The 13353-nt window shown below is 63.9% G+C and carries 12 protein-coding genes; 7 read left to right on the forward strand and 5 right to left on the reverse strand.

Annotated features, from left to right (window positions below; all coding sequences use genetic code 11):
* Window positions 1-5: 5 nt before the first annotated feature.
* Genes C0058_RS32315 through hflK (C0058_RS32330) form a run of 4 tightly spaced genes read right to left on the reverse strand, consistent with a single transcriptional unit; the run spans window position 6 to window position 5868 of the window.
* Entirely contained in the window at window positions 6-1901 is a 1896-nt protein-coding gene (locus C0058_RS32315) for a cation-translocating P-type ATPase (protein WP_102370196.1), read from the reverse strand.
* A complete protein-coding gene (gene hflK / locus C0058_RS32320; RefSeq protein WP_003213508.1) occupies window positions 1898-2932 on the reverse strand; it encodes a protease modulator HflK in 1035 nt (344 codons plus the stop codon). The genes C0058_RS32315 and hflK (C0058_RS32320) overlap by 4 nt, the downstream gene beginning before the upstream one ends.
* On the reverse strand, window positions 2929-3927 hold the full coding sequence (hflC, locus tag C0058_RS32325; RefSeq protein ID WP_161635746.1) for a protease modulator HflC: 999 nt from the start codon (window positions 3925-3927) through the stop codon (window positions 2929-2931). Before hflC ends, hflK (C0058_RS32320) begins: the two co-directional genes overlap by 4 nt.
* Window positions 3928-3936: 9 nt before the next feature.
* Window positions 3937-5868, reverse strand: coding sequence for a protease modulator HflK (gene hflK, locus C0058_RS32330; RefSeq protein ID WP_102370197.1), 1932 nt, complete (start codon window positions 5866-5868; stop codon window positions 3937-3939).
* Between the two features lie 184 nt (window positions 5869-6052).
* On the opposite strand from hflK (C0058_RS32330), the gene C0058_RS32335 reads away from it, so the two are divergent.
* From C0058_RS32335 to C0058_RS32360, 6 genes are read left to right on the forward strand one after another with little or no spacing between them, the layout of a single operon-like run.
* Entirely contained in the window at window positions 6053-6676 is a 624-nt protein-coding gene (locus tag C0058_RS32335; RefSeq protein WP_102370198.1) for a CDP-alcohol phosphatidyltransferase family protein, read from the forward strand.
* Window positions 6677-6686: 10 nt separating this feature from the next.
* Window positions 6687-8441 carry a bifunctional alpha/beta hydrolase/class I SAM-dependent methyltransferase gene (locus tag C0058_RS32340; RefSeq protein WP_003213517.1) on the forward strand — a complete coding sequence of 585 codons (1755 nt, stop codon included), beginning with the start codon at window positions 6687-6689 and terminating at the stop codon, window positions 8439-8441.
* 3 nt (window positions 8442-8444) lie between these two features.
* A complete protein-coding gene (locus C0058_RS32345; RefSeq protein WP_087694581.1) occupies window positions 8445-9743 on the forward strand; it encodes a phosphatase PAP2/dual specificity phosphatase family protein in 1299 nt (432 codons plus the stop codon).
* Window positions 9733-10176: a hypothetical protein gene (locus C0058_RS32350; protein ID WP_003213520.1), complete on the forward strand. Its 444-nt coding sequence runs from the start codon at window positions 9733-9735 to the stop codon at window positions 10174-10176. Before C0058_RS32345 ends, C0058_RS32350 begins: the two co-directional genes overlap by 11 nt.
* Window positions 10177-10185: 9 nt before the next feature.
* Entirely contained in the window at window positions 10186-10806 is a 621-nt protein-coding gene (locus C0058_RS32355) for a 1-acyl-sn-glycerol-3-phosphate acyltransferase (protein ID WP_003213522.1), read from the forward strand.
* 1 nt (window position 10807) lies between these two features.
* Complete coding sequence (locus C0058_RS32360) at window positions 10808-11740, forward strand: phosphatidate cytidylyltransferase (protein ID WP_063033761.1); 933 nt, start codon at window positions 10808-10810, stop codon at window positions 11738-11740.
* A gap of 301 nt (window positions 11741-12041) precedes the next feature.
* Here the strand turns inward: C0058_RS32360 and C0058_RS32365 are convergent, their stop codons facing one another.
* The gene (locus tag C0058_RS32365) at window positions 12042-12515 is read right to left on the reverse strand and encodes an Lrp/AsnC family transcriptional regulator (protein ID WP_032899927.1); all 474 of its coding nucleotides are present in this window, start codon (window positions 12513-12515) and stop codon (window positions 12042-12044) included.
* 145 nt (window positions 12516-12660) lie between these two features.
* Here C0058_RS32365 and C0058_RS32370 point away from each other — a divergent pair, with 145 nt between their 5' ends.
* The gene (locus C0058_RS32370; RefSeq protein WP_102370199.1) at window positions 12661-13290 is read left to right on the forward strand and encodes a LysE family translocator; all 630 of its coding nucleotides are present in this window, start codon (window positions 12661-12663) and stop codon (window positions 13288-13290) included.
* The last annotated feature ends 63 nt before the right edge of the window (window positions 13291-13353 follow it).

A 13353-nucleotide genomic window follows, 5' to 3' on the forward strand; every position in this document is an offset into this window, starting at 1 on the left:
AAAATTTATTCCTCGAGTTTCAATAACGGCTCCTGGAACCGCAACAAGCGCCCCGCATTCCCCAGCACCAGCAGCGTACTGAGGTTGTGCAGCACCGCCGCAATCATCGCGCCCGCCGCGCCCAGCCAGCCAAATGCGGCGAACACCACGATCGCCAGCGTCCAGCCCAGGCCGATGATCACGTTGACCTGCAGCGTGTGCCGGCACTGGCGGCTCAAGCGTACGCACGTGCCCAGGCGCCGCAGGTCGCTGCCGATCAGCACCACGTCCGCCGACGCCAGCGCGATATCCGCCCCGCCCGCGCCCATCGCCACACCGACCACGCCGGCCTTGAGCGCCAGGGAATCGTTGATCCCGTCGCCCACCACCATCGGCCGGAAACCGCTGCCGATTTCCCCCAGCACGCGATTGAGTTTGTCCTCCGGCAACGCCTGGGCTTCGACGTCGCTGATGCCCACTTCCAACGCCAGGCTGTCGGCCACGCTCTGGCGGTCGCCGGTCAGCAGCAGTTGGCGCCCCAGGCCCAATTCACGCAGCTCTTTCATCGCCTGGCGCGCTTCAGGTTTCACGCTGTCCGCCAGCAACAGCCAGGCAAGGAACTGCCCGTTCAACGCAAGCCCGGCAATCGGGCCGTCGTGATTGGGGACCGCCGTGGTCGTGATGCCCAGTTGCTCAAACAATTCCGGCCGGCCGAGGGCGGCTTCGCCCTGCCCGGTCTGGGCGACCACACCGAGGCCCTGCCGCTCGCGAATATCCGACAACACCAGCATGTGTTCCTGAGTCGCCAGCCCCGCCAACGCCCGGCTGACCGGGTGGCTGCTGGCCGAGCCGAGGCTGGCCGCCAGATTGAGCAGTGCTTGCCGATCCGGCTCGCGGGTGTCGATGGACTGCAAACGCAGGGTGCCAAACGTCAGGGTGCCGGTCTTGTCGACCACCAGGGACGTCAGGTCCGCCAGCTCTTCGAGAAACGCCGAGCTGCGAATCAGAATGCCGTGACGCGCCGCCACCGCAATGCCCGCAATCGCCGTGGCCGGCGCCGACAACACCAAAGCACACGGGCACGCCGCCACCAGCACCGCGAGCATCGCCTGGGCGTCATTGGTGACAAACCAGGTGACCGCCGCCAGCAACAGCACCAGCACCATGTAGCTGCCGGCGTAGCGCTCCAGCAATCGGGTGATCGGCGGCTTCGAACGTTCGGCGCTCTGCATCAGGGCGATGACTTTGCCCAGCGTCGACTCATTGCCGGTGCGGGTCACTTCCAGGCGCAGCAAACCGTCGAGGTTGATCGCGCCACCAAAGACCTGCACGCCGACACTCGCTTCCAGCGGCACTGATTCACCGGTAATCGGCGCGGTGTCGAGGCTGGCCTGGCCCGACAGCACCACGCCGTCGGCGGGCACGCGGTCACCGGCACGCACTTCGACGATATCGCCGGTCTTCAGGATGCCGTTGTCCACTTCCAGGATCGTCCCGTCCGCCTGCACCAACCGTGCGTGGCTACGGGTCAGCTTGCCCAGGGCATGAATCGCTTCCTGGGAGCCGATGACGCTGCGCTCTTCCAGCACATGGCCGAAGATCATGATGATCGGCAGCAGCGCGGCGGTCAGCAGGTCACCGGTAGCCCAGGCGCCGAGCATCGCCAGCGCAATGAGTTGGTCGGTGATGCCATGCAAACTTGGATACCGCAGGCTGTACCAGGCCGAGCGCATCACGGGCACGGCCACCAGCAATGAGGCGACGCCCAACAGCAGTTGGCTCACGCCGGTCTGGTCCGGCGCCAGCCAGCGCCATACCAGGCCCAGGCTGAGCAGGCCCAGGGCGAGCATCGCCAGGGTCAGTTGCCGGGCGGCGCTGCGTTGTTCGGCCGACGAGAGCATCGGGGCTGCGTGGGCGGTCATTGTTCGGCTCCCTGAATGATCAGGCGGGAATCGTCTTTAGGGTCAACCGTGGTCACGGAGCCGGCCTGCCCGAGAATCTTCGGCAGGCGTTCGCGGTAGAGGCGCAGCAACAGGCCTGGGTCTTGGACCTGGGCCAGGCTGGCGACGGTAGCGGTTTGCGCCTGGGCGTTGGACAGCCGTTCGCTGGCCTGGGCGTGAGCCACTTGCACGGCGCGGTCGGCGTCCTGGTTGGCGGTCTGGGTAAGTTTTTCGGCGTCGGTGCGCGCATTGGCCACCGCCTTGTCGGCTTGCTGGCTGGCGGTCAGCACTGCGTTGAAGGCATTGACCGCCGGGCCCGGCAAGCTCGATTGCACGTCGACCCGGGTGACTTCGATGCCCAGGCCAAGGCCGGTGGACGCCAGGTCAGCCAGGCGTTGATTGATGCCGCGCACCAGGTCGCCACGCAGCCGTTCGCGGCGTTCGGCGGCCTGGTTGTCGGCGCCGATCAACTCGGGGCGCGCCACCAGAATCGTGTCCAGATCCCGCGCCGCAGTCAGCACCACAGCGCTGCGGGTGACCAGTCGATCCAGCGCCGGCAGCACGTGATCGCCCTGCAACACAAACGCATAGGGTTCGGTGACCTTGTAGAAGACCCGCACATCCAGTTGCACCACGCCGGCATCGCCAGTCAGCAGGTAACCGGAGCCGGCCAGGGCATCGCTCAGCGGCGTGGCAAAACTGGCCACGCGATCGGCTTGGGTGGCCGCATCGGAACGCAGCAGGTTTTCCACCCGGCGCTCGATCACCCGGTCCGCGGCGGGCAACAGCACCACTTGCTCGAACGGACGCGGCCAGGCCAGCAGCAGCCCGGCATTCTGGATCCGGTCCAGCGCACCGAAGTGCAACACCACGGCGCGGTTCTGCGGGTCGATCTGGCGCACGTTGGAAAACGCCCACGCCAGCGCGGCCAATACCGTCACCGCATACAGCGCCAGGAACGTCAGCCGTCCAGCCTGGATCCACGGGCTGTCGAGGCTTTCCCGCTCACTCATGGCTGGACATCCTTCGGCCCATCCACCAGCGCGCGGAAAGGCGCGGCGTCGGTGCGCAGGATGATCTTGGTGCCCGGCGTGACCACTGTGCCAAGGGTGTCGAGGGAACGCAGCAGGTTATACAGCTGCGGATTGCCGGCGTAGGCACGGCCATAAATCTGCGCAGCCTCCACCCGGGATTGCGCTTCGATGTCGGCGGCTTTCACCGTGGCGTCGGCCTGGACGATTCGCGCATCACGCTCGGCGGCCGAACGAATCTGCGCCGCTTCACGCTTGCCCACGGCGGTTCGTTCCGTGGCGATGGTCTCGCGCTCGGCGCGCATGCGGTCGACGGTGGCGGCGAGGGTCACCGAGGGCAAGGTCAGCCGTTCAACGCCCACCTGCACCACACGCACGCCATAGGTGGTGAGCAATTGTTGATCAATCTGCTGGCGCAACTGCGCTTCAAAATCGGCAATGCGCACCTGGCTGGCATCGGTGTTCACCAGGTTGGCCAGGTCGAAACTGGCGGCGGTGGTTTCCAGCGCCGAGCCGACAAAGGTACGAATCTGCCGCGCCGCTTCATCCGGCTGGTTCTGCACCGCACGCATAAAGCGCTGCACGTTGTCGGGATCGCCCTGCACCTGCCAGGCCACGTAGGCCTGCACGATGATCCGCAGGCCATCGCGGGTGCCCACATCCTGCAAACCGCTGGAGGTGGTGCGCAGGCGCAGGTCTACCGGAATCGCCGCCTCGAACGGCGCCGGCCAGCGCCAGCCCAGGCCCGGCTCCAGCAATACCCGCGACGGGTTGCCGAAGCGGGTAATCACCGTGGCTTCACCGGAACGCACCTGCACCAGGCTCGCTGCGGCGACCGCGAACAGCACCAGCAATACCGCCCAGCCCATACGCCGCCAGGGGAACGGGCCGGCTTCGTGTTCATCGCCATGATGGTGATGATGGTGGCCGTGGTGGTGACCATGGCCTGCGTGATCGTGAGAATGAGCGCTCAACAGATGAACTCCTTATTGAACGGCTTTACGCGGCACCGCAGGGTCGGCCGGTAAGGTAAAGGAACGCAGATCGATGGTCGGTGCGCCACTGGCGCCCAGGCGATGATCAAGAATGAGTAACTTGGCGTGGGCCAGGCCCTGGCTCAGTTGGCTCAGGTACTGCTCCAGCACGAAGGCCTGGCCGGCTTGTTGATAGGCCTTTTGTTCGGCGCTGAAGCGCAGGTCCGCCGCTTGGGCGCCGGCGCTGACTTCATGGGCCGTGGCCTGGGCCTGGTCGCGGGCGGTACTGGCTTGCAGCAACGCCTGGTTGGTCTGCTCACTGGCAGCGCCGCGCTCCCGGGAAATCAGCGCCTGGGCGCCGATCTGCGCAGCTTGCACCGCGTGGTAGGCATTCGCCGCACCGGAGGGCGGGTGAATGGCTTCCACCACGGTGGCGAGAATTTCCACGCCGCTGTCGAGTTTCTTCAGGTCCGCTTGCACCGCCTGGCCAATTTCATCGGCGAGGCTGTTGCGTTCTTCACCCAGCAATTCATCGAGGGTTCGCGAGGCAAACTCGTGCACCAGGATGCGGCTGGCGGTGCTGCGGATCAGCGTGGGCACATCGGCGCTGTTATAGGTGGCGGCGAGTGCGGCCTGGTCGGTCAAGCCGATGCGGTACACAAAGCGCACGTCCATATTGACGATCTGGAAGCTCTGCTTGTCGCCGCTGCTGCTGGCGATCACCTGGGATTTGTCATTTACATGGCTGGCGTCCCACAGGCGATTGGCGATCAGCGGCGCCGGGCCCTCGGCCGGAGCGACGTCGGTGTTTGCCGCTTCGCCAACGCTGGTGGCCAGCTCATGGACCACGCCGTTTTCCACGTTCAGTACGCGACCCAGCGGCCACGGCAAACCGGCATGCAGGCCAGGCCCGAAGACCTCCACCGGCTTGCCAAAGCGTTCATAGATCCCACGGCTTTGCAGGGCGACTTCATGCACGCCGGTCAGCAACCAGCCTACGGCCAGCACCACCACCAGCACTGGCAGGAATGCCCGGCGCATATAGGTGAAGGCCCAGATCTGCCGCAGGTCGATGCCGAAACGGTTGTGCAGTTCGTGCTGCAGGGCGAGCAACGGTTGCGGCGGCCAGCGCAGCATCCCGGCGATAAAACTTTGCGCCATCAGGCGCGGTTCAAGCCGCTCCTGGCGCGGGCTGAACAGCGACAGCAGGCCTCTTAGCAGAAACTCCAGCGCCACCAGGGCCGGCAACAGGCCGACCAACACGGCCAGGCGCAAGGGCCACACGGACTCTTCACCGGCAAACAGCAGACAAATCGCACTGATCACCAGGCAGATAATCGCCACCCGGCCCAGTTGCGCCAGTTGCACCGCTTCCGGCCATTGGGCGGTGCTTTCCTGGGCCATGCGCCGTTCAAACACCAGCAAGCCGAACGCCAGTGCCAAGGCAATGGCGGCGCCCACACTGGCAGCCTGGCCCAGCGCCGCGGCGGGCAAGGTCAAGCTCCAGAATTCCAGAACGCTGAAGAATGCCAGCAACGACCAGCCGCACAGCCAGAACACCGGTGCGCCAATCTGCACCAGCAAGCCGTTACCGACGCGACCGAACTGCCGGTTTAGCCAGCCAGGTTCTTCTTGTGGCAGCGGCGGTTCGATCAGCCGTGCAGCCGGCTCCTCCAGCGCCATGGCCCGCCAATCCGCGACCCACCACGCCGATTGCAAGCCAGCCACCAGCACCAGCAACGCCGAGGCGCAGTTGATCAGCACCACCGGCCAGATCGACAGCGGGGCGAACAGCGCCACAAACAGCGCCAGCATCCAGCCGCCGACCGCCAGCACCGTCAGGCCAATGCCGGCCTGCCTTAACCGGCGGGCATGAAACAACCCCTGCTGAAAACGCGGCAGCCCTTCGATGGCCACGTCATCAGCGTCTAGATCCACTCGCATCCCCAAACGCCCACCCAGAAACAATTAGTTACTCTATAACCCGAAGCGTGAAATTTTTGTTTGGTTTCACACAGATAGTGACGAAAGCCCCAGAAACACGAGCCATCACTGGTTTCAGCGGTGATAAATCGGCACACTCCCCAGAGTTTTTCGCGGGCTTACGGACAAGGAAGCGTCACTCCCCATGATTTCGATCTATCAGCTTAAACCGCGTTTTCAGAACCTGCTGCGCCCGCTGGTGCAGCGCCTCTACGACAACGGCACCACCGCCAACCAGATCACCGTGCTGGCCGGGGTGGTTTCCCTGCTGGTGGGATTGCTGATTGCCGGCTTCGCACAACATGTGTGGCTGTTTGCGCTGATCCCGCTGTGGATGATCCTGCGCATGGCCCTCAATGCCATCGACGGCATGCTCGCCCGGGAATTCGGCCAGCAGTCGCGACTCGGCGCCTACCTCAATGAACTGTGTGACGTGATCGCCGACAGCGCACTGATCCTGCCGTTTGCGCTGATCCCCGAGGTCAGCCTGGCGCCGGTGTTGCTGGTGACGCTGCTGGCGGTGTTCAGCGAATACGCCGGCGTGCTCGGGCCGATGGTCGGGGCTTCCCGGCGTTACGACGGCCCGATGGGCAAGAGTGATCGGGCGTTTGTGCTCGGGGTGCTGGCCACCGGCGTAGCGCTGGGCTGGCTGGGTGCCGGTTGGGTCGATGCGGTGATGTGGCTGGTCGCGGCGTTGCTGGCCTACACCCTGGTCAACCGCGTGCGCCAAGGCTTGAAAGAAGAAACGAACACCTCCCCTTCTGCATAAGGATTTTGCGATGCGTGAACAGCAAGAGCACACCTTCAGCACCCATGACGGGGTGGAGCTTTTCTACCGTCATTGGCCCGCCACCGCACCCGCGGGCTTTGCGCCGCGCAAGGCGATCTTGCTGTTCCATCGCGGCCACGAACACTCCGGTCGTATCGCCCACCTGGTGGACGAGCTGAACCTGCCGGAGTTCGACTTCTTCGCCTGGGACGCCCGTGGCCACGGCCAATCGCCCGGCGCGCGCGGCGACAGCCCGAGCTTCGCCACCAGTGCGCGGGACGTGCAGACTTTCGTTGACCATATCCGCAGCGCCTACAACATCGAGGAAGAACACCTCGCAGTGATCGCCCAAAGCGTCGGCGCGGTGATCGCGGCCACCTGGGTGCACGACTACGCGCCGAAGATTCGCTCGCTGGTACTCGCCTCCCCCGCATTCAAGGTCAAACTCTACGTGCCCTTCGCCCGGCCGGGCCTGGCGTTGATGCGCAAGTTTCGCGGCAACTTTTTCGTCAACAGCTACGTCAAGGCCAAGTTCCTGAGCCATGACCCGGAGCGCGTGGCGTCCTACGACAGTGATCCGCTGATCACCAAAGCCATTTCCGTGAATGTGCTGCTGGGCCTGTACGAAGCGGCCGACAGGGTTGTAGCCGATGCCCAGGCAATTCAGGTACCGACCCAACTGCTGATCTCCGGCTCGGACTTTGTGGTGCACCGCAAACCCCAGCAGCAGTTTTTCGACCGCCTCGGCAGCTTGAAGAAAGAGCTGCACATACTCCCCGGCTTCTTCCACGACACCCTCGGTGAACGTGATCGTGCCGTGGCCTTGAGCAGCGCCCGGCGCTTTATCCTGCAGAACTTCGAACACCCGCTGGACCGCGCCTCCTTGCTGGATGCCGACAGGATTGGCCTGACCTGCGCCGAATCCGAGTCCCTCGCCGCGCCGTTGCCACGCAACTCCCTGCGCGACCTGTATTGGCGCATGACCCGCGCCAGCATGGGCCTGGGCAGCAAACTGTCGGATGGCGTGAAGCTCGGTTTCGACACCGGCTTCGACTCCGGCAGCACCCTGGACTACGTGTACCGCAACAAACCCACCGGCAAAGGCGGGCTGGGGCGGATGATCGACACCAATTACCTGAACTCCATCGGCTGGCGCGGTATTCGTCAGCGCAAGTTGAACGTGGAAGAGCTGCTGCGCCTGGCGATGGCCAAGCTGCGGGACGAGCAGCGGGAAGTGCGCATCGTCGACATCGCCGCCGGGCATGGTCGGTACATTCTGGAAGCCTTGCAGGGCGTTTCGCCGTTGCCGGAATCGATCCTGCTGCGGGACTACAGCGATATCAACGTGCGCGACGGTGGCGCGCTGATTCGTGAAAAAGGGCTGGGGGATATCGCCCAGTTCGTCAAAGGCGATGCGTTTGACCGGGCGGACCTTGCGGCGCTGGAACCCAAGCCGACGCTGGCGGTGGTGTCCGGGCTATATGAACTGTTCGCGGATAACGCGATGGTCGGTGGCTCGCTCGCGGGCTTGGCCGAAGCCGTGGAGCCCGGTGGTTATCTGGTGTACACCGGCCAACCGTGGCATCCGCAACTGGAACTGATCGCCCGCGCCCTCACCAGCCACCGCCAGGGCCAGGCCTGGGTAATGCGCCGGCGCAGCCAGGCGGAAATGGATCAACTGGTGGCAGCCGCCGGTTTCCGCAAGATCACCCAACGCGTGGATGAGTGGGGGATTTTCAGCGTGTCCCTGGCACAGCGAGCCTGACCCATGCGTGAACCGGGCCTGTTGAAACCGGCGGTGCTGTGGCTGCTGCTGTTGGCGCCGCTGTTTTTCAGCACCTACGGCTTTGCCACGTGGGTCACCAGCCAGCGCAGCGACGTGGGCACGATGGTGTTCGGCTGGGAAACCCATATCCCGTTCTGGGCCTGGACCATCGTGCCCTACTGGTCGATCGACCTGCTCTACGGTTTCTCCCTGCTACTGCCAAGCACCCGCCATGAACTGAAACAACATGCCTTGCGCCTGCTGACGGCCCAAGTGATTGCCGTCACCTGCTTCCTGATCTGGCCCTTGCGCTTCACCTTTGAAAGGCCGGCGCTGGACGGCGTGTTTGGCTGGCTGTTTGCGGTACTCGCCGGGTTCGACAAGCCGTTCAACCAGGCGCCGTCGTTGCACATCGCGCTGCTGGTGGTGCTGTGGATAATGTATCAGCGGCATAGCCAGGGCCTGTGGCGCTGGCTGGTGCATGGCTGGTTCGCGTTGATCGGCCTTTCGGTGCTGACCACTTATCAACATCACTTTATTGACTTACCCACAGGCGCCCTCGCCGGCTGGATGTGCGTGTGGCTGTGGCCGCTGGAACATCCGAGCCCGCTGCTGAATGCCCAGCTGACCAGGGACCGCCAGCGTTGGCGCCTGGGGCTGCGCTATGGCTTCGGGTCGCTGGTGTGTTTGATCCTGGCGTTTTCCCTTGGCGGCGGCTGGTTGTGGCTGCTTTGGCCGGCGGTATCCCTCGGCTTGATGAAGGCGAATTACCTGGTACTGGGCGTTTCGGGATTTCAGAAACGCGCCGACGGACGACTCACTCCGGCGGCGCGCTGGTTGTTGGCGCCTTATCTGGTGGCTGCCTGGATCAATTCCCGCCTGTGGACACGTAGACATCCACAGCCCGATCAGGTTGTGGATAACGTTTGGCTGGGGCGAATTCCCACCAGCGGTGAGCTGGGATCATTCAAGGCGGTGGTCGATCTGTGCGCCGAATTGCCGATTAATCCACAGGGTCGCGCCTACTACAGCCTGCCAGTGCTCGATCTCACGGCGCCCACTGCAGCGCAATGCGTGGAAGCCGCCCAAGCGATAGAGCGGCTACGCTCAACCGGACCCTTGCTGGTGTGCTGCGCCCTCGGTTACTCACGCAGCGCCACCGCCGTGGCTGCATGGCTGCTGCATACCGGGCGCGCAGGCAATGTCGACGAGGCGGTGGCTATTATTCGTACAGCACGCCCACGTGTGGTCCTGCATTCCGCGCACCGTGAAGCCCTGGAGGGTTTAGCCCATGCCCGCTGATATGGAATTACAGGTCGTCGCCAGCCTGCTGCGGCGGGGCCGTTCCCTGGATCAGTTATCCACAGGCCTGACCTTGCTCGGCGTACTGTTCGGCCTCGCTCAACTGCTGATGGCCAGCATCACGCCGGTCTGCCTGATCCTCAGCCTGTGGATGATTGTGCTCGGGCTGCTGGAAAAATATTGGGCGCTGCGGGTGGCCTTCGACGCCGACCTGTTCGCCCTGCTCGCCCGCGACACCGACCGCACGCCCGACTTCGACCAGGCCATGCAAACCCTTGGCCTGCAATCCGCCAAACGCGCAGGCCGCCCCTGGACCGAGCGCCGTCGCGGCGCCCTGAAACTGTTGCGCAAGCAAGCCTACCTGCTGGCGGCGCAAGTGCTGCTGACCGTGGCCGTCATCCTGGCCAGCCCCTGGCTGCCCTTCGCCGGATAAGGAATCCTCATGTTCGAACCTGTGGTCGCCACCCTGATTACCTCCATGGCCCGCACCGTCACCGGCGCCCGCAGCCTGTGGCTTGGCTGCGCGCCGGTGCCGGTGCAACGCATCTACTACGCCAACCACAGCAGCCACGGCGATTTCGTGCTGCTGTGGGCCTCGTTGCCGCAGAACCTGCGTAAATTCACCCGCCCGGTGGCCGGCAGCGACTACTGGAACACCAGCGCCCTGCGCCGCTACATCATCAACCGGGTGTTCAACGGCGTGCTGATCGACCGCGAGCGCAAGGACCCTGTGGATAACCCTCTGGCGCCGATGCTTCAGGCCCTGGAAAACGGCGACTCGCTGATCATCTTTCCCGAGGGCACGCGCAACCTGGAAGACGGCCTGTTGCCGTTCAAAAGCGGGCTGTATCACCTGGCCAAGAGTTATCCACAAGCCGAATTGATCCCGGTGTGGATCGCCAACCTCAACCGGGTCATGCCCAAGGGCCGTGTGCTGCCGCTGCCCTTGCTGTGCACCACCAGCTTCGGCGCACCGCTGCAACTGGAGGACGGCGAAGACAAGGCGCTGTTCCTCGCCCGCACCCGCGACGCCTTGCTCGCCCTTGCCCCGGAGCATTCCTGAGATGGATAGCCAAACCCTGATGTTGTTCGGCGGGATCGGCGCGATCCTCGTGCTCGCCTCGCTGATCGGCCTGATCCTCAAACTGCGCACCCGTGGCACACCCAACGCGGTGATCGACAACCTCAACGCCCGCATCAATGCGTGGTGGGTGATGGTGGTGGTGATCGGCGTGGCGTTCTGGCTCGGCACCGGCGCGGTGATCCTGCTGTTTTACGCCGTGTCGTTCTATGCCCTGCGGGAATTCCTCACACTCACGCCGACCCGGCGAAGCGATTACCCGGCGCTGGTGGCGGCCTTCTACCTGGCGCTGCCGCTGCAATACCTGCTGATCTACTTCGACTGGTACGGGCTGTTCTCGATCTTCATCCCGGTGTACGTGTTCCTGCTGCTGCCGATCCTCGCGTCACTGGGCGGCGACAGTACGCACTTCCTGGAACGGGCATCGAAGGTGCAATGGGGGCTGATGATCGCGGTGTTCTGTGTGTCCTTCGTGCCGGCGCTGCTGACCCTGGATATCGTCGGCTACGAAGGCCGCAACCTGCTGCTGATTGCCTACCTGGTGATCGTGGTGCAACTGTCGGACGTGTTGCAGTACGTGTGCGGGAAGCTGTTCGGCAAACACAAGATCGCGCCCAACTTGTCGCCGTCTAAAACCGTGGAAGGGTTTGTCGGCGGGATTCTGCTGTCGTCGCTGATTGGCGCGGCGCTGTGGTGGACCACGCCGTTCAACCCCTGGCAGTCGTTCCTGATTGCGCTGTTGATCAACCTGCTGGGATTTGCGGGCGGGATCGTGATGTCAGCGATCAAGCGCGACCGCGGCGTGAAAGATTGGGGGCACATGATCGAAGGGCACGGCGGGATGCTGGATCGGCTGGATTCAGTGTGTTTTGCCGCGCCGATCTTCTTTCATCTCGTGCGCTACTGGTGGACCTGACGACCACCTTCCTCCCCAAATCCACACAACCCCAGTGGCGAGGGAGCTTGCTCCCGCTGGAGTGCGCAGCGCTCCCAGGATTTTGGGGCCGCTACGCAGCCCAGCGGGAGCAAGCTCCCTCGCCACAACAAGCGTCCTTACCACAATAAGAAAGCACCAGCCGGGAAGGTGCCCCCGGCGTCATTATCTGATCGTTCCCACGCTCTGCGTGGGAATGCATCCGGTGACGCTCCGCGTCACGACTTTTAGAGCGGACGCGGAGCGTCCAGGGCGGCATTCCCACGCGGAGCGTGGGAACGATCTAGCCGGGAAGGTGACTCAGCGGCAACGCCCCGGGCGTCTTCACCGTCTGAATCGCGAAGTTACTGCGGATATCACTCACCCCCGGCAACTTCAACAAGCTCCCGGTCAGGAACCGTTCATACCCGCGCAAGTCCGGCACCACCACTTGCAGCAGGAAATCCGACTCCCCCGACACCAGAAACGCCGAAATCACCTGGGGCAGCGCCGTCACCGCCAACCGAAACGCCTCCGCCTGTTCGTCGTTATGCCGCTCCACTTTCACCCCGACAAACACCGTCAGCCCCAACCCGACTTCATCCCGGTCCAGGCTTGCCTGATAACCACGAATCACCCCGGCCTCTTCCAGCAGCCGCACACGCCGCAAGCAGGGCGAGGCCGACAGGCCAATCTCGTCCGCCAGTTGCACGTTGCTCAGCCGGCCATCCCGTTGCAGGGCTTCAAGAATCTTGCGGTCAAATGCGTCCAGCTTCAGATTTGGCATAAGTGAAATGTTTCGCCCGAAAAAAGTGGCAGATTGTGCCAAGACTAGACGCTTTTCCATCTGACTACGCAAGCACCTGCCCCGGCCTTCGCCCCTAAAATTGCCCTACGAATCACCTACCGCAAGGGGCAGGCACATGGCAGAACTCTGGTTGTTTTTAGTCGCGTTGGCAGTGGTGTACCTGCTGCCCGGCCCGGACATGATCCTGCTGCTGCAAACCGGCGCCCGCCAGGGCAAGGCGATGGCACTGGCAACCGCAGGCGGCTTGGGCTTGGCGCGAGCCTGCCACGTGGCGCTGGCGGGGATGGGCCTGGCGACCCTGTTCAAGGTCGCACCCTGGACCTTCGATGTGGTGCGCCTGGGCGGTGCGGCGTATCTGCTGTGGATCGGCGTGCAGTGCCTGCGCTCAAACCTGCTGCCCAACCTGAACGCCGAGCACAGCACGACGCCGGCGCATGCCTGGCGCGAAGCCTTCCAGCGGGGTTTGCTGACCAACCTGCTCAACCCCAAGGCGCTGCTGTTCTGCTCCGTGCTGCTGCCGCAATTCATTGATCCACATGGCGCATCGGTGACGGCGCAGTTTGCGCTGTTGGGGGCGATTCTGGTGGCGGTCGGCCTGGGATTCGACAGTTGCTATGGATTGGCCGGCGCAAGAATCGGCCGCTGGCTGGAACGCAGCCCGTCCGCCCAGCGCCTTCAGCAATGGCTGTTTGGCAGTCTTTTGATCGGTTTTGCGATACGCCTCACCTTCGTACAGCAAGCCTGAGCTTTGCGGCGCATTTGCCGTCATCTTTTGTATCAAAGAGACGTGTAAGATACGCGACACATT

It is taken from the genome of Pseudomonas sp. NC02, from assembly GCF_002874965.1.
Taxonomy (GTDB): domain Bacteria; phylum Pseudomonadota; class Gammaproteobacteria; order Pseudomonadales; family Pseudomonadaceae; genus Aquipseudomonas.